The organism is Mycobacterium sp. ML4, from assembly GCF_054515735.1.
Genome location: NZ_JBTNSY010000009.1, coordinates 120,560 through 137,106, shown reverse-complemented (window position 1 = coordinate 137,106; position 16,547 = coordinate 120,560). Strand labels below are relative to the sequence as shown.

The window sequence follows — 16,547 nt, the reverse complement described above, 5'->3', positions numbered from 1 at the left end:
AGCGCTTGGCGTCCACCATTCGCCGATGTGGCTCAACCCGCCCAGGCCCGGCGTCAGAGAAATGATCGCCGCCGGCGCGGCGACGTACAGTCCGATCTTGATCAGGTAGAGCAGATATCCCGCGTACGCCCGGGGCAGCTTCGGCCAGGTGTCGTGATCGACGTCGGGAAGTTCCGGTGAGATGAATCCCATAGCGGCCTCATTCCAGGAAAGAACCCTTGAAATAACATCTGTGGCCTGTCCAATGTATCGGCAGACCGCGGCCGACATGCAGACCTGCCGCTCAAGGGCCGGAAACTCGTGCTGTCGCCGCGGAATCTACTGTGGCGAGGAAAGATTGACCCGTACTCCGGGTCGGGTGCGGGCGGGCGGCCGGGTAGGAGCCGGCGGGAACGCCATCCGCGCGACCCCTCACTACGCACGGATGGCTTGCCCGCCGACGCCCCCGGCGGCCGTGGGCGATCAGTGACCGCACACACTGGGCCGCTGTGGAACTCGCGGATCCTCTAGCCGCTCAATCAGCTGTTGCAGGAGTCTTCGATCCTGACGCTGCATCCCAAGGAACTGTGGCAGGCCACGTACCCGCTCGGGGCGGCCCTCGGCCTCGGCGACCGCGATCGCACGCTGGTAGATGTCAATCTGAAGCTTGGTCCGCTTGCAGATCTGGGTGATCAGGCGCAGCACACAATCAGACTGGCTGCGGGAAGCGCCGGGCGGGTCCATGTGCGCCTCCTTCGGTTCTGCGCTTGACGTGGGCAAACGCTAACGCGTCGAGGGCGCCCCACCGCTATGCGCCGAAACCGAAGTTGGCCGTTACTTTTGTGCGCGCAGCACAGCCGGTGCCATCCACCGGCAGACCTCCAACGCGGTTTGCACTTTGAACACCGAGTCGGGGTCGACAAAGTTCTGCCCGCACAGTTCCATGGCCTGTCCGACGCGATATTGAATAGTGTTGCGGTGCAATATCATTGCTTCTGCCGTGGCTACGAAGCTACGGTTGCGCACCAGGAACTCGCGCAGCGTCTCCCGCAGCCATTCGTTGCGGTCGCCGGCATTGGCAAGATCGCCCAACACATCAGTGACGAACCGACGCAACTCGTCCACGTCGCCGGCCATCAACGCCACCGGGGCGACATCGTCGTAGAAGACGACGGGGGCCCCGTGCCGGTCCGCACCGGCCAGTACCACCGTCTTCACCAACTCGGCCTGCTTCATCGATGCGCGAAACCCGCGCAACCCGTCACACGACCGGCCGCAGGCCACTCGGGCGGCGATCTCCGCCGCGTCGAAAGCGGCACGCACGCTGGACAACTCACGATCGCGAGCGACCGAAAACCACAGCCGGGCCTCGCGCTCGTCCGTCGGCACCAGCAGCGATCGGCCGCTGGTGTCCAGTTCGGCAGCCATCAGGCAGCGCACCTCGTCAAAGCGCGCCACCACCTCGTCGATAGGTGCTGCGGCATCCACCCACACCACGGCAGCCACGTGCCGACCGTCGAGCCCATAACGCAGTACCTTCTCGGCGCGTTGCACATCTACCGGAGTGCCGGCCAGCAACTCGCTGACCCAGTGCTGCTGCAAACCGCTGCGCCGGCTCAGCCAGCGATCGTGCTCCTCTTCGTAGGCGAGAATGAGTTGGTCAGCCACCAGATCGACGACACGCGACGAGCGGTTCACCAGGGCGGTGATCGTCGGCACCTGTTGCTGTGGCTCCAGCATCGACACGAACTGCATCGCCACTTCGAGGAAGCGGGCATGCCCCAAGCGATGCGCTCGGACCAACGGCGCCAACGGGATATCCCGCTGCGCGGACGCCCGCGCGTAGGCCAGCGCGGCGCCGGGCGCCTCGAGCAGTGCCGTCGGCGCTTCGCGCTCCAGGTAGTGCACCGCGGCGACGAAATTCTCGATCAGGCTGGCACGCCACATGTCCATCATCCGCGGATCGTGCTGCAGACCCTGAATCTCGCCCCTCATCATGTCGAACAGCTCAGCGGTGAACGTGTCCTGAATCGACTCCATCTGTCGGGCGATCAGCGAAACGCAACCCCCATCCGACACACCACCCGCCTCGGCCACCGTGCCGTCCCTTCTGCAGCAGCGTGAACCACGAACGCCCCATCGGGCCACTGCACACTGTGCACCTTCGCGGGTCGCCGCGGGACGGTTTCGGCCCTGATGCCCCCGCGTAGCCGCCGACGCGCTCGCTACGATCGAGGGACTCGACGGCAAGGGAGCCTCAGTGAACCACGTGAACGACGACCCGGATCGGGGCGACGATATCGGGAAGTTCGACCCGGGAATGACCCGGCGAATGATCAGCATCATGCGCCCGGTTCTAAAGACTTACTTCCGGTCGGAAGTGCACGGTCTCGACGGGTTCCCGCCCGGCGGAGCACTCGTGGTTGCCAACCATTCCGGCGGCCAGTTTCCGATGGATGTCCCGATTTTCAGCACCGACTTCTACGACAAGTTCGGCTACGACCGGCCGGTGCTGACGCTGAGCCACGACATCCTGTTCATGGGTCCGACCGCCGACCTCTTCCGCAAAACAGGCTATATCCGGGCAAATCGGGAGAACGCCGCCAAGGCGCTGCGGTCGGGAGGTGTGGTGGTCGTCTTCCCGGGTGGTGACTACGACGCGTACCGGCCGACGTCGGCGGAGAACGTCATCGACTTCAACGGCCGCAAGGGCTATGTCCGCACCGCGATCGAGGCGGGGGTTCCCATCGTGCCCATGGTCGGGATCGGGGGCCAGGAGACTCAGCTGTACCTGACTCGCGGTACCTGGCTGGCCAGAAATCTGGGAATCAAGAAGTTGCTCCGCAGCGACATCCTGCCGCTCTCCTTCGGATTCCCGTTCGGGTTCAGCGCGGCCATCCCGCCCAACCTGCCGCTGCCGGCCAAGATTGTGATGCAGATGCTGAAACCTATCGATATCGCAGCACGATTCGGTGACGACCCCGATATCGACGAAGTCGACGAATACGTGCGGTCGGTAATGCAGAAGGGGCTCAACGAGCTCGCCGCCAAGCGTCGCTTCCCGATTGTGGGCTGAGTCATGTCGACTCGTCTGGACGACATCCGCGCCCTGGTCGCGACCCTGCGGCGCGCAGGGATGATTGCGCCGATGCGCCCGGACCGGTATCTGCGGATCGCCGCCGCCATGCGCCGCGAAGGGATCGGCTTCACCTCAGGTTTCGCCGGTGCCGCGCAACGCTGTCCGAACCAGCCGGGCCTGGTCGATGAGCTCGGCACCCTGACCTGGCGGCAACTCGACGAACGCGGCCACGCGTTCGCCGCCGCGTTGCGGGACCTTCCGGGCGGGTCACCCAGAGTGGTAGGCATCATGTGCCGCAATCACCGCGGTTTCATCGATGCGCTGTTGGCCTCGAACCGGGTTGGCGCCGATGTCCTGCTGCTCAACACCTCCTTCGCCGGACCGGCGCTGGCCGAGGTTGTCAGCCGCGAGGGTGTCGACGCGATCGTGTACGACGAAGAGTTCACGGCCACGGTGGACCGGGCTTTGGCTGACGCACCGCATGCCGCCCGCATCGTGGCGTGGGCCGACCGACCGCACGAACTGACCGCCGAAAAACTCATTGCAGCCCACGCCGGGCAGCGACCTGTGCGCACCGGCGCTAGCGGCAAGCTGATCCTGCTCACCTCAGGAACCACCGGAACACCCAAGGGCGCCAAGCATTCCGGCGGTAGCGGCGGGATCATGACGCTCAAGGGAGTGCTGGACCGTACGCCGTGGCGGGCGGAGGAGCCGATCGTGATCGTTGCGCCGATGTTCCACGCGTGGGGTTTCTCTCAGCTGGTGCTGGCCTCCTCGCTGGCCTGCACGGTGGTGACTCGGCGCAAGTTCGATCCGGAGGCGACGCTGGCCCTCATCGACCGCTATCGGGCGACCGGCCTTGCAGTGGTGCCGGTGATGTTCGACCGCATCATGGAGTTGCCCGCCGAAGTCCGGAACCGCTACAGCTGCAAGTCGTTACGATTCGCCGCTGCTTCCGGTTTGCGAATGCGCCCCGACGTCGTCATCGCGTTCATGGACCAGTTCGGCGACGTGATCTACAACAACTACAACGCCACCGAGGCCGGCATGATCGCCACCGCCACTCCGGCGGACCTGCGGGCGGCGCCGGACACCGCGGGCAGGCCGGCGGAGGGCACCCGAATCCGGATCCTGGATGCAGACTTCAAGGAAGTCCCCACCGGCGAGGTCGGCACCATCTACGTGCACAACGGCAGTCAGTTCGACGGTTACACATCGGGCAAGACCAAAAACTTTCACGCCGGCTACATGTCCTCAGGCGACGTCGGCTACCTCGACGAGAACGGTCGGCTGTTCGTGGTGGGCCGTGACGACGAGATGATCGTCTCGGGTGGGGAGAATATCTACCCGATCGAGGTGGAGAAGGTCTTGGCAGCACATGAGGATGTGGCCGAAGCTGCCGTACTCGGCGTGGATGACCAGCAGTACGGCCAGCGCTTGTCGGCATTTGTGGTGCTCGAACCGGGTGCCTCGGCCACCGAGGAGGCACTCAAGCAGCACGTGCGGGACAACCTGGCCAATTACAAGGTTCCGCGCGAGATCACGATTTTGGATGAGCTCCCCCGTGGCAGCACCGGCAAGATCCTGCGTAACGACCTCAAGTCCATGGTGAGCCGCTCATGAGCCGGCTGCTCGAGCGACTGCGCCGTCCCCGGCCGCTGACCCGCGCGGCGGTGGAACTCATCAACGCCACCAACGGATTACACCCGATCACCCGCAATCCCTACGCCTCCCCCACGGTGTTCTGGTTCGGCTGGCCCACCTCGGAGGTACCCGGCCTGTACGCGGCAGCGTCCGCGCTGGATGCCGTGCGCCGCGGGCGCCGCGGTGACTTCGCCGGACCGAAAGGCAAACTGGCGCTGGCGCTGACGGCGGCATCCTGGGCGATCCTCGTTATCATCCGCTATCGCGGCATCACCACGCCCGGCCCGGTTCTGGAAGCCGGACTGACCGAGCAGCTCGGGCCCGACTACGCCGAGGAACTCAAAGCACTGCCAGAGGAGCCGACCCGCCGCGGGCGGCGCAATCTGCCGCTGCGTACCACGGTGGCCCGCCGCCGCTTTGTCGACAAACAAAACATCGTGTCCTACGGACCGCACGGCCGTGCCAACCTGGCCGACATCTGGCGACGCAAAGACCTACCCCTCGATGGCAAAGCCCCGGTGCTGCTTCAGATTCCGGGTGGCGCGTGGATGATCGGGTGGCGCCGTCCCCAGGCGTATCCGCTGATGAGCCACCTGGTGGCGCGAGGCTGGGTGTGCGTGTCGATGAACTACCGGGTTTCGCCCTGGCACACCTGGCCCGCGCACATCGTCGACGTCAAGCGCGCGCTGGCATGGATCAAGGAAAACATCTCGACGTACGGTGGCGACCCGAATTTCGTTGCGATCAGCGGCGGTTCGGCCGGTGGTCACCTCTCGGCGTTGGCGGCCCTGACTCCCAACGACCCCAAATTTCAGCCTGGCTTCGAAGACGCCGACACGTCAGTGATGGCGGCCGTACCGTTCTACGGCCGTTACGACTGGTACTCCACCGAGGAGCCGGGGCGGGCGCAGTTCGTGCAGGTCCTCGAAAGACTGGTCGTCAAGCACAAACTCGACACGCACCGGGAGATTTACGAAGAGGCCTCGCCGCTGCGCTACGTGCACGTGGACGCGCCGCCGTTCTTCGTGCTCCACGGCACTGACGACTCCCTCATCCCGGTGGCCGAGGCTCGGGAGTTCGTCGACGAGCTGCGGTCGGTGTCCAAGTCGCCGGTCGTGTATGCCGAACTGCCCAATGCCCAGCATGCGTTCGACATCTTTGGGTCGCCACGGGCCGACAAGGCCGCTGAAGCGGTCGCCCGTTTCCTGTCTTGGGTGTACGTGACGAATTACTCCAACCCCGGCTAGGGCCGGTACGCGACACCGCCGATCGGAGCCGATGCGCGACGTCAGTTATTCTTCAGCTTCTCGGCCAGCATCACGATGATGCCGCTGGGACCCCGCAGGTACGTGAGCTTGTAGGTGTCCTCGTAGGTCGCCACGCCGCGTAGCGGAAAGCATCCGTGCCTCGCTGCTATCCGCAGGGCTTGGTGAATGTCGTCGACGGAGAAGGCGACGCGATGCATACCGATCTCGTTGGGACGTGTGGGCTTCGACTCGATGGCCGGTGGGTGGATGTACTCGAAGAGTTCGAGACGACCGCGCCCGTCCGGCGTCTGGAGCATCGCGATGTTGGCATGATTGCCATCAAGGCCGACAGCGGTGTCAGTCCACTCACCTTGGACCGTGTCACGGCCGATGACCGTGAGACCGAGGTCGGTGAAGAAGGAGATCGTTGCTTCGAGGTCGCGAACGGCGATGCCGACGTTCTCAAGTCTGATGGCCATGCCTGCACGCTACGACAGACCACGTTTGACCGGTGGCGTCGGTCCTATAGGCCGGCGGCGCTTTCCAGTTCGGCGAGGGCCGGCTCGATGGAATCGGCCATCTCGTCGATGTCGTTGGCCACTTCCGGTGTCGTCACGAATCCGAAGTCGAGGTGCTGCTGGTAGGAGAAGCAGGTGATGTTGAGCGCGACGTCCATCACCGGCGGCCCCAGCGGGACCAGCGAATCCAGCTTGGCGCCGGCCATGTAGAGCGGGATGGGCGGGCCGGGCACGTTGGACACCACCAGGTTGATCGGGGCCAGGTTGCGGGACAGGCCGGTGGCGGTATAGGCGCGGGCGGCCAGCTGCAGCAGCCCGGGCGGCGTGGTCTCGGTGAGGCCCATAATCTGGTGCGCTGAAAGCGCTTTGGCCATTTCCTTGGCGTTCTGCGTGCTCTCGTGAATGGCCTTGAGCCGCTCGGCCGGGTCATCGATATCGGTGGCCAGCGACACCGTCATCGAGCTGATCTGGTTGCCCACGTCGGACTTGTTCTCCTCGGTGCGGGTGGAGACCGGAATCTGCGCGATCAGCGGCTTGTAGGGCAGCTCGTCACGTTTTTGCAGGTATTCGCGGGCCGCGCCGGCCACCAGTGCCAGCACGACATCGTTGAGTTTGACGCCAAAGGCGTCTTTGACGGCCTTGACCCGTTCCAGCTCGACGCGGCAGCCGCTGATGCGCCGATGCGGCGACACCGGTGCGTTGAAGCGGGTCTTGGGGGCGTCGAAATACCGGGGCGGCCGGGCACCCACGCCCAGCGCCGCGATCTGCTGACGCACGGTCTGCTCGAGCAACCGGGCGATGCGGAACGGCGTCATGACGGTGAGGTTGATCAGAGCGCCGAGTGCACGCCGCTCCAGGCCAGGGATGGTGAAACCGACGAATCCGACCGTTTCCTTCTGCGCCGCACGCGGTTCGGGCGTGACGTCCAACAGGATTTCACCCAGCCCTGCACCCGAGACGCCGTCGACGATGGCGTGGTGCATCTTGGTCAGCGTCGCGATGCGGCCGCCTTCGACGCCCTCGATGACCCACAATTCCCACAGCGGCCGGGAGCGGTCCAACTTGTAAGACATCAGTCGGCCGACGAGCTCCTCGAGCTCGCGCCGGCCGCCGGGTGCCGGCACCCCGATCCTGCGGATGTGAAAATCGATGTCGAGTTCTTCATCCTCGACGAACCACGGCCGGTCCAGCCCGAGTGGAGCGCCGGTCACCCGCCACCGCAGCTGCGGGATCTCCGGCAGACGCTCGATGAGAAGTTCACGCAGTCGCTGGAAGCTGTAGTCGGGTGCATTGCTGGGATCACAGATCGCCAGCGCACCGACGTGCATATGCCAGCCAGCGGTTTCGGCAGACCAGAAGGCCGCGTCAACACTCGAGAGCCGTTTCATCCCACGACGGTAGCCCGCGGCCGCCCGTCGAAGCCAATCTTTCTCTCGTCCCTGGGGCGAGCAGACGCAAACTCGCACCAAAACAACCGGTTTTGTGCGACTTTGCGTCTGCTCGCCCAACTAGGCGTCTTCGAGGAGGTCGGGAGTCACCGCGGATTCGGTATCGGGAATTCCGTCTACTTTCGCCTTGCGGTCGGCCATCGACAGCAAGCGTCGAATGCGGCCTGCCACAGCATCTTTCGTCATCGGCGGATCGGCGAGCCGGCCGAGTTCTTCCAGCGAGGCCTGGCGGTGTTCGACCCGCAACCTACCGGCCGTCGCCAGGTGGTCGGGCACCGTGTCACCGAGTATCTCCAGCGCGCGTTCCACCCGCGCGGCCGCGGCCACCGCGGCGCGTGCCGAGCGCCGCAGGTTGGCATCGTCGAAATTCGCCAGCCGGTTTGCCGTGGCGCGAACCTCGCGACGCAGCCGGCGTTCCTCCCAGACCAGGCGGGTGTCCTGGGCACCCATCCGGGTGAGCAACGCACCGATCGCCTCGCCGTCGCGCACCACCACCCGGTCCGCGCCGCGCACCTCGCGGGCTTTCGCGCTGACTCCGAGTCGACGTGCGGCACCGACCAGGGCCAGCGCCGCCTCCGGCCCGGGGCAGCTCACCTCCAAGGCCGATGAGCGGCCGGGTTCGGTCAACGACCCGTGCGCCAGAAACGCTCCCCGCCAGGCTGCTTCGGCGTCGCCGATGCTGCCGCCGACCACCTGGGCCGGTAGCCCGCGCACCGGGCGTCCGCGCATGTCGAGCAGTCCAGTCTGACGGGCCAGCGCTTCACCGTCGTTGGCCACCCGCAGCACGTAGCGGGTGTTCTTGCGAATTCCGCTCGCCGACAACACATGCACGACTGCGTTGTAGCCGTACAAGTCGAAGATGTCCTTGCGCAGCCGGCGCGCGATGCTGCCCAGATCCACCTCGGCCTCGACGACCACCCGGCCGGCGACGATGTGCAACCCGCCAGCGAACCGCAACAGGGACGTGACCTCGGCGCGCCGCGCGCTGACCGACTTGACTACCAGACGGCTCAGCTCGTCCTTTACTTCGGTCGTCATCGCCACGCGTCGTCACCCCTCGGTCCTACACCGTCGATCGGTACCTCTTCAGTGGCCTTCACCGCAGGCGCCGCCGGATCCCTGTCTCGCACCCGCACCCCGTCCAGGACCGCCGCCAACTTGCCGGGGTCATGTAAAGGTGTACCAGGTCGGGCCACGTCGGCGAAGTGGACCTCGGCCTGCAGCAGGGTGGCGGTGCGCCGCAGATGCTCTCGTTCACGTTCGCTGGGCACCCGATCGGCATCGATGATGACGTCGTCCACGGTGAACCCTGGCGCGTGCTGGGCGAGAACGTGCAGGTGACGCTCTACCGAGAAGCCCGCGGTCTCGCCCGGCTCGGCGACAAGGTTGAGCACCAGCGCCTTGCGGGCGGTGGTGGCCTGCAACGCCTTGAGCAGCCCTGGCACCAGGACGTGCGGAATCACGCTGGTGAACCACGACCCGGGTCCCAGCACCACTAATTCGGCAGCCATGATGGCATCGATGGCCTGCCGGGTGGCGGGTGGGTCGGTCGGCAGCAGGCGGACCCGGCGTACCTTGCCCGGTGTCGATGCGATCGCAACCTGACCCCGGATCACCCGGAACATGCGCGGGTCGGATTCGAGGCCGGACACGTCGGACTCGATCTGCAGCGCGATCGGGCACATGGGGAGTACCCGGCCCTTGACGCCGAGGATCCGCCCGATTTCGTCGAGGGCCGCGACCGGGTCTGCCAGTACCTCGGACAACCCAGCCAGGAGCAGGTTGCCGATCGGGTGCCCGGCGAGTGCGCCACTGCCGCCGAACCGGTGTTGCAGGATGGTCGCCCACAGCCGGCCGTGCGGACTGTCGGATGCCAGTGCGGCCAGCGCCATTCGGAGATCACCGGGCGGGACGACGTCCAGTTCGCTGCGCAACCGGCCGGAGGATCCGCCGTCGTCGGCCACCGTCACAATGGCGGTCACGTGGGGGGTGAGCCGGCGCGCTGCCGATAACGTTGCATACAGGCCATGCCCGCCGCCCAGCGCGACGATGTTGTCGGTCATTCGCGGCCCAGATCCCGGTGCAATGCCCTTACGGTGAGCTGCGGATCCGAGCGCAGCAGGCCCATCAGGGCTTCCGCGATCGCTACGCTGCGGTGCTTGCCGCCGGTGCATCCGATGGCGACCGTCATATAGCGCTTTCCCTCCCGCCGGTAGCCATCGACCACCAGCGACAGCAACCGATGGTAGGTCTGGAGGAACTCGGCCGCGCCGGGCTGGCTCAGGACGTAATCGCGCACCGGATCGTGTTGTCCGGTCAGCGGGCGCAACTCGTCCACCCAATGCGGGTTGGGCAGGAATCGGACGTCCATCACCATGTCGGCGTCCATCGGCAGACCGTACTTGAAGCCGAAGGACTCGACGGTGACGCTGGTGGTGGCACCGCCGTTGCCGCCGAAGGCACGCTCGATGCTCTCCCGCAAGCTCCGCACCGACAGCGTCGACGTGTCGATGATCAGGTCCGCGGTAGCACGCACCGGGGCCAGCATCCGACGCTCGGCGGCGATGCCCTCGGCCAGGGTCTGCTCCCCCTGCAGCGGGTGGCTGCGGCGGTTGTTCTCATAGCGGCGCACCAGCATGTCGTCGGATGCCTCCATGAACACCACGCGCGGGGTGATGTTGCGGGTGGCCAGCTCGTTGCGCACCTCGTCCAGATCGCCGGTGAAACCGCGCGAGCGTACGTCCATGACCACCGCGAGCTGGGTGATGCGCGATCCGGCGGCCAGCCCGAAATCGACCATGCGGGTGATTAATTGGGGCGGCAGATTGTCCGCCACGTACCAGCCCAGATCCTCGAGCACCTTGGCGGCCGTGCCCCGTCCGGCGCCCGACAATCCGGTCACCAGAACGACATCGATGCCGGCCGCGGTGTCGCTGTTGGTCATTCTCGAACTCCCGTCGCGTCGGGGCGCAGCGCCTCGAGGACGGCGGTGGCGGTGGCGACGCCGATGCCCGGGACGGCGGTGATCTGGTCGACGGTGGCCTCCTTGAGGCGGGCTATCGATCCGAAGTGGGTGACCAGCGCCTTGCGCCGGTGTTCGCCCAGTCCAGGCACGGAGTCCAGCGCCGACGCCGTCATTCGCTTGGATCGCTTGCTGCGATGGTAGGCGATGGCAAAGCGGTGCGCCTCGTCGCGCACCCGCTGCAACAGGTACAGCCCCTCGCTGTTGCGCGGCATGATGATCGGGTCGGGTTCGGCCGGTACCCAGATCTCTTCCAAACGCTTGGCCAGACCGATCACGGCAACGTCGGTGATGCCGAGTTCTTCCAGCACCGCGCTCGCAGCGTTGACCTGCGGCGCTCCGCCGTCGACGACGTACAGGTTGGGCGGGTAGGCGAACCGGCGCGACTTGCCCTCAGGGGAAAGCACATTCGGATCGCTCTGGTCGCTGAGGTGGCGCAGGAAACGGCGCCGGGTCACTTCGGCGATGGACGCCACGTCGTCGGAGCGGCCCTCCCCCGCGGCCTCGCGGATGCCGAAATGGCGGTAGTCCGACTTGCGCGGCAGGCCGTCCTCGAAGACGACCAGCGAGCCGACGACGTCGGTGCCCTGCACATGGCTGATGTCGACGCACTCGATGCGCAGTGGGGCGTCGGACAGCCCGAGTGCGTCCTGAATGTTCTGCAGCGCAGCCGATCTGGCGTTGAGGTCACCGGCCCGCTTCAGCTTGTGCTGTTGCAGCGCCTCTTTCGCATTGCGCTCCACCGTTTCGGCGAGCGCTCGCTTGTCGCCGCGGCGTGGCACCCGCAGCGTCACCCTGGCGCCCCGCAGGCCGGACAGCCAGCTCGCCAACTCGTCGTGGTTGGACGGCAGACAGGGCACCAGCACCTCACGCGGAACGGGGTTGGCGGATTCGTCTGCAGCTCCGCCTAGTTCGGCCTGCTCGCCGTAGAACTGCGTCAGGAATTGTTCGACCAGCTGCTCGGCACCGGAATCACCTGGGTCGCCGGACTTTTCGACGATCCAGCCCCGCTGGCCCCGGACCCGTCCGCCGCGGACGTGGAAGACCTGTACGGCCGCCTCGAGATCGTCATCGGCGAAGGCGACCACGTCGGCATCGGTGCCGTCCCCGAACACCACCGCCTGCTTCTCCATCGCCCGCCGCAGCGCGCCCAGGTCATCCCGCAACCGGGCCGCCCGTTCGAAGTCCAGCTCGGCCGAAGCCGCGTGCATACGTTGTTCCAACTCGCGCGCGAAGCGTTCGGTCTTGCCGGACAGGAAGTCGCAGAAGTCCAGCACGATCTGCCGGTGCTGCTCGGCACTGACCCGGCCCACGCACGGCGCCGAGCACTTGTCGATGTAGCCCAGCAGGCACGGGCGGTCGATCTGGCTGTGCCGTTTGAATACTCCGTTGGAGCAGGTGCGGGCGGGGAACACCCGGGTGAGCAGGTCCAGCGTCTCGCGGATGGCCCAGGCGTGAGAGTACGGTCCGAAATACCGCACCCCTTTGCGACGGGGTCCGCGGTAAACCATCAGCCGGGGAAACTCCTCGTTGAGAGTTACGGCCAGCACTGGGTAAGACTTGTCGTCGCGGTAGCGGACGTTGAAGCGCGGATCGAATTCCTTGATCCAGTTGTATTCCAGCTGAAGTGCCTCGACCTCGGTGTTGACCACCGTCCACTCGACCTTGGCAGCGGTGCTCACCATCTGCCGGGTCCGCGGGTGCAGCCCGGCCACATCCGCGAAGTACGACGTGAGCCGGCTGCGCAGGCTCTTGGCCTTGCCGACGTAGATGACCCGGCCATGGGCATCCCGGAACCGGTAAACGCCCGGCTCGACCGGGATGGACCCGGGCGCGGGACGGTAGGTGGCGGGATCTGGCACGTGTCCAGGCTAATGGTCGGCGGAAGACGACTTCGAAAGGCCGCAGATCTGTTGCGCCGGGCGGTTCGGCGGTCCGACAGTGGCGGTGCCGGCGGTGGCGGCGGGACGGGCGCGGCCGGTGGTGCCGGCGGCGCAGGCGGGTGGTTCGGCCACGCCGGTAGCAATGGATCCGGTATCCGGCGGCATGGGCGGTGCCGGCGGTCAAGGTGGCGATGGTGGTGACGGCGGGGCCGGCGGGCATCCCGGTAGCGGCGCATATGCTGCCGGCGGCGGGTATGGGGGTGACGGCGGCAGCGGCGGAAAAGGCGGGGCAGGGGGTGCTGGCGCCCAGAGAAGCACCGGTAATGGACCGGACGGTCCCAATGGAGCGCACGGAAAGAACGGGACGCAGGGCTGATCACCTCCGTCGATTCGCATTTGACATGATGGTGAACTGCGATCGCCAGCTCATTCATGCGTCAGTCCGAGCAACACCCGCTCGACTGACCGCAGACAAGGTGTCGAATTACCGAAAGCGCCTGCGCTGCATAATAATCAGATCCACTCAGGACTCTAGCTTCCAGCGGAATGCACCTTCCAGGTGAAAGTAGTGCGGCAACTTTTCGGCTGAATGTCTCGGCCGATGGTGGCAATCGCTAGGCCGTGCGGGTGTCCACCTCTGCCTTGCGTCTTGCAGCCCACTCCGCCATAGGGAAGTCGGGCGCGGCGTTGCACGCCGCGATCATCAGGACCACCTTCCGCAGGGCGGCCACGCCGTAACTGCAGGTCCAGTCCAAACGACCCATGCTCCAGGTCATCACGTTGTCGCGCGGCGCATCGAACTCGGTGACATGCATGGGCTCGAAATCCCCGCGCGGGCTTTCACCGACCGCATCGCCCCGGCAGTCGGAGACGTCGCTGAACGCCTTCCAGGCCACACCGTAGGGGCGCAGTTGGTAGTCGTACACGCTGACCGATTCGGCATACATGGCCTGATTGCCGAAAGTGTAGGCCGACTCGACATAGTCCGCGGCATCTGAGGGCCGCAGCGGCGATCCCCGGAAGAGCATTGCCGCAGCGCATTCCTTCGGCCGGACGCTGGTGAAGTAGTCGTCGCCCAACGGAGCCGCGCGCGCCGGCCCCCACGGGGGGTCATCCCCATCGCGTAGCAGTAGTTCGCGCGCTGAAGCCGAGTGAGCTGATTGGCCTCTCGCTCGCACTGCGTGCCCGTCGACCGACCAGGTGCAGCCCGCCGAGAGCATCGCAGTGAGACAGAACATGACCACCAACCAGGTTCGCCCACCGCCTGCCATCAGCGGGCGCGCAGATCCGGCCGATAGGCGGCGAGCTGGCGACGCACGTCGTCCATGGCCTTTACCGCGCGTTCCTTGTCTACGGCCTGAATCGCCATCACCGGAACGTACTCGTCGTCGGGCAGGTCAACCCGGGCCCAACGGCTGCCCAGCGGAAAGGACACACCCACCACGTCGGACCACGCTATTAATTTATCGCCCAATAGATTTCGTACCGAAAGCCCGGCGGCACCCACGCGCAGCCGCGGTCGGGTGAACAACAGCGCCAGACCCGCCAGGATCACGCCCAGCACCACCATCGCCACCTGATCGGCAGTCTGGAATACCACGCCGGTAGACCCCGTTTTCAGCACCAGCCCGACGGCGATATGGGCTGCCAAGATCAGAAATGCTGCGACGTAAGCGAATAACGGAGTCAGGTGCGGACGGCACACCAGGTCCCACTCGTCGCGCTCAGGTCCCGCGGTCACGATTGAGCACGGAGGTCGCGCAAGGTCAGCGCGGTGGTCAGGGCCGCCGCGGCCGCCTGCGCGCCCTTGTCCTCGGCAGACGACGGAAGGCCGGCGCGGTCCAGCGCCTGCGCCTCGGTGTTGGTGGTCAGCACCCCGTTGGCCACCGGGGTGGACGCGTCCAACGAGACTCGGGTCAGGCCCTGGGTCACCGCGTCACAGACATAGTCGAAATGCGGTGTCTCCCCGCGGATTACCACACCGAGTGCGACGACGGCGTCGTGGTTGCGGGCCAGTTCCTGCGCGATGACCGGGATCTCGATCGCGCCCAGCACGCGCACCACCGTCGGCTCGTCGATCCCGGAGGCGGTTGCCACCTTGCGGGCCCCGGCCAGCAGGGCGTCGCAGATCTTGTCGTGCCAGGTGCTGGCGACGATAGCCAGTCGCACCCCGGACGCGTCCACCACCGGGATGTCCGGTACACCGGCGCCACCGCTCATTTGCGCCGCTCCCTCTCAGCCCTGCGCACTGCATCGTCACCGGCGCCACCGCTCATTTGCGCCGCTCCTTCTCAGTGCTGCGCACTGCGTCGTCACCGGCGCCACCGCTCATTTGCGCCGCTCCTTCTCAGTGCTGCGCACTGCATCGTCACCGGCGCCACCGCTCACAAGGCGCCACCGAATTCGCCTGGCAGGTGTACGGATTCGTGGAAGTCGTCCAGACCGGCCAGGTCATGGCCCATTTTGTCGCGCTTGGTCATCAGGTAGCGAATGTTCTCCGCGTTTGCGCGCACCGGCAACGGCACCCGTTCGATGATGTGCAATCCATACCCGTCCAGGCCGACACGTTTAGCCGGATTGTTGGTCAGCAACCGCATCGAGCGCACACCGAGGTCAACGAGAATCTGCGCACCGATGCCGTAATCCCTTGCATCAGCTGGCAATCCGAGTTTGAGGTTGGCGTCCACGGTGTCTTCACCGGCGTCCTGAAGCTGATAGGCCTGCAATTTGTGCATCAACCCGATGCCCCGACCCTCGTGTCCGCGCATGTACAGCACCACCCCGCGTCCCTCGCGGGCCACCATCGCCATCGCGGCGTCCAGCTGAGGCCCGCAGTCGCAGCGACGCGACCCGAACACGTCACCGGTCAGACACTCCGAGTGCACCCGCACCAGCACATCGTCGCCTTCACCGCCGGGACCGGCGATGTCGCCGCGGACCAGCGCGACGTGTTCGACGTCCTCATAGATGCTGGAGTATCCGATCGCGCGGAACTCCCCGTGCCGGGTGGGGATCCGGGCCTCGGCGATGCGTTCGATGTGCTTCTCGTGCTTGCGGCGCCACTCGATCAAGTCCGCGATAGTGATCATCGCGAGCCCGTGTTCGTCGGCGAATACCCGCAACTCGTCGGTCTGGGCCATAGAGCCCTCGTCTTTTTGGCTGACGATCTCACAGATCGCCCCTGCCGGTTGCAACCCGGCCATTCGCGCTAGGTCGACCGCGGCCTCGGTATGCCCGGGCCGCCGCAAAACTCCGCCGTCCTTGGCGCGCAACGGAACAACGTGGCCGGGGCGGGTGAAATCCGCGGCGACGCTTTTCGGCTCCGCCAGCAGCCGCATCGTGGTTGCCCGGTCTGAGGCCGAGATACCGGTTCCGACTCCGATTCTGGCATCAACGGTGACGGTGTAGGCGGTGCCGTGCTTGTCCTGGTTCACCGCATACATCGGCAGCAGGCCCAACCGGTCGCAGATCTCGCCGTCCAGCGGGACACACAGATAACCGGAGGTGTAGCGCACCATGAAGGCGACCAGCTCGGGGGTCGCCTTCTCGGCGGCGAATATCAGGTCGCCTTCGTTCTCGCGGTCTTCGTCATCGATGACAACGACGGCCTTGCCCTCCGCAATGTCGGCGACCGCCCGTTCGACGGAATCCAACCTCGTCATCGGTTCCTCACTCGCTAGAAGTTGATCCCAGTATGAACTACCGCGGGGGTCTCGTTATGCCTGTA

16 protein-coding genes and 1 pseudogene are annotated in these 16,547 nt (G+C 66.0%); 4 read left to right on the top strand and 13 right to left on the bottom strand.

Features of this window, described 5'->3' with window-relative positions; genetic code table 11:
* Window positions 1-9: 9 nt before the first annotated feature.
* From ACX9NE_RS12420 to ACX9NE_RS12410, 3 genes and pseudogenes are all read right to left on the bottom strand, one after another.
* Window positions 10-192 (bottom strand): annotated as a pseudogene (locus ACX9NE_RS12420) (DUF3556 domain-containing protein); the annotation flags it as partial.
* 270 nt (window positions 193-462) lie between these two features.
* Window positions 463-723 (bottom strand): hypothetical protein, encoded by a 261-nt coding sequence (locus ACX9NE_RS12415; RefSeq protein ID WP_459363477.1) that lies wholly within the window; start codon window positions 721-723, stop codon window positions 463-465.
* Between the two features lie 90 nt (window positions 724-813).
* A complete protein-coding gene (locus ACX9NE_RS12410; protein ID WP_459363476.1) occupies window positions 814-2,076 on the bottom strand; it encodes a PucR family transcriptional regulator in 1,263 nt (420 codons plus the stop codon).
* A 223-nt stretch (window positions 2,077-2,299) separates the two neighbouring features.
* On the opposite strand from ACX9NE_RS12410, the gene ACX9NE_RS12405 reads away from it, so the two are divergent.
* The 3 genes from ACX9NE_RS12405 to ACX9NE_RS12395 are packed head-to-tail and all read left to right on the top strand — an operon-like array spanning window position 2,300 to window position 5,949.
* Complete coding sequence (locus ACX9NE_RS12405; protein WP_459363517.1) at window positions 2,300-3,055, top strand: lysophospholipid acyltransferase family protein; 756 nt, start codon at window positions 2,300-2,302, stop codon at window positions 3,053-3,055.
* 3 nt (window positions 3,056-3,058) lie between these two features.
* Window positions 3,059-4,681: an acyl-CoA ligase FadD12 gene (fadD12, locus tag ACX9NE_RS12400; protein ID WP_459363475.1), complete on the top strand. Its 1,623-nt coding sequence runs from the start codon at window positions 3,059-3,061 to the stop codon at window positions 4,679-4,681.
* The gene (locus tag ACX9NE_RS12395; protein ID WP_459363474.1) at window positions 4,678-5,949 is read left to right on the top strand and encodes an alpha/beta hydrolase; all 1,272 of its coding nucleotides are present in this window, start codon (window positions 4,678-4,680) and stop codon (window positions 5,947-5,949) included. Before fadD12 ends, ACX9NE_RS12395 begins: the two co-directional genes overlap by 4 nt.
* 41 nt (window positions 5,950-5,990) lie before the next feature.
* Here the strand turns inward: ACX9NE_RS12395 and ACX9NE_RS12390 are convergent, their stop codons facing one another.
* The 6 genes from ACX9NE_RS12390 to uvrC form a co-directional block, all read right to left on the bottom strand.
* Complete coding sequence (locus tag ACX9NE_RS12390; protein WP_459363473.1) at window positions 5,991-6,428, bottom strand: VOC family protein; 438 nt, start codon at window positions 6,426-6,428, stop codon at window positions 5,991-5,993.
* Between the two features lie 44 nt (window positions 6,429-6,472).
* Window positions 6,473-7,855 (bottom strand): WS/DGAT/MGAT family O-acyltransferase, encoded by a 1,383-nt coding sequence (locus tag ACX9NE_RS12385; RefSeq protein WP_459363472.1) that lies wholly within the window; start codon window positions 7,853-7,855, stop codon window positions 6,473-6,475.
* A gap of 120 nt (window positions 7,856-7,975) precedes the next feature.
* A complete protein-coding gene (gene whiA, locus ACX9NE_RS12380) occupies window positions 7,976-8,953 on the bottom strand; it encodes a DNA-binding protein WhiA (protein WP_459363471.1) in 978 nt (325 codons plus the stop codon).
* Window positions 8,950-9,978, bottom strand: coding sequence for a YvcK family protein (locus ACX9NE_RS12375; protein WP_459363470.1), 1,029 nt, complete (start codon window positions 9,976-9,978; stop codon window positions 8,950-8,952). Before ACX9NE_RS12375 ends, whiA begins: the two co-directional genes overlap by 4 nt.
* The gene (gene rapZ / locus ACX9NE_RS12370) at window positions 9,975-10,859 is read right to left on the bottom strand and encodes an RNase adapter RapZ (RefSeq protein ID WP_459363469.1); all 885 of its coding nucleotides are present in this window, start codon (window positions 10,857-10,859) and stop codon (window positions 9,975-9,977) included. Before rapZ ends, ACX9NE_RS12375 begins: the two co-directional genes overlap by 4 nt.
* Complete coding sequence (uvrC, locus tag ACX9NE_RS12365; protein ID WP_459363468.1) at window positions 10,856-12,799, bottom strand: excinuclease ABC subunit UvrC; 1,944 nt, start codon at window positions 12,797-12,799, stop codon at window positions 10,856-10,858. Before uvrC ends, rapZ begins: the two co-directional genes overlap by 4 nt.
* Before the next feature lie 79 nt (window positions 12,800-12,878).
* On the opposite strand from uvrC, the gene ACX9NE_RS12360 reads away from it, so the two are divergent.
* Window positions 12,879-13,196, top strand: a complete 318-nt coding sequence (locus ACX9NE_RS12360; RefSeq protein WP_459363467.1) for a hypothetical protein — start codon at window positions 12,879-12,881, stop codon at window positions 13,194-13,196.
* Between the two features lie 238 nt (window positions 13,197-13,434).
* Here the strand turns inward: ACX9NE_RS12360 and ACX9NE_RS12355 are convergent, their stop codons facing one another.
* The 4 genes from ACX9NE_RS12355 to ACX9NE_RS12340 all read right to left on the bottom strand — a co-directional run bounded on the left by ACX9NE_RS12355 (window position 13,435) and on the right by ACX9NE_RS12340 (window position 16,482).
* Window positions 13,435-13,899 (bottom strand): hypothetical protein, encoded by a 465-nt coding sequence (locus ACX9NE_RS12355; protein WP_459363466.1) that lies wholly within the window; start codon window positions 13,897-13,899, stop codon window positions 13,435-13,437.
* A 191-nt stretch (window positions 13,900-14,090) separates the two neighbouring features.
* Entirely contained in the window at window positions 14,091-14,561 is a 471-nt protein-coding gene (locus ACX9NE_RS12350) for a PH domain-containing protein (RefSeq protein ID WP_459363465.1), read from the bottom strand.
* Window positions 14,558-15,040, bottom strand: a complete 483-nt coding sequence (gene ribH / locus ACX9NE_RS12345) for a 6,7-dimethyl-8-ribityllumazine synthase (RefSeq protein WP_459363464.1) — start codon at window positions 15,038-15,040, stop codon at window positions 14,558-14,560. The genes ACX9NE_RS12350 and ribH overlap by 4 nt, the downstream gene beginning before the upstream one ends.
* A gap of 164 nt (window positions 15,041-15,204) precedes the next feature.
* Entirely contained in the window at window positions 15,205-16,482 is a 1,278-nt protein-coding gene (locus ACX9NE_RS12340; protein ID WP_459363463.1) for a bifunctional 3,4-dihydroxy-2-butanone-4-phosphate synthase/GTP cyclohydrolase II, read from the bottom strand.
* Window positions 16,483-16,547 lie beyond the last annotated feature (65 nt).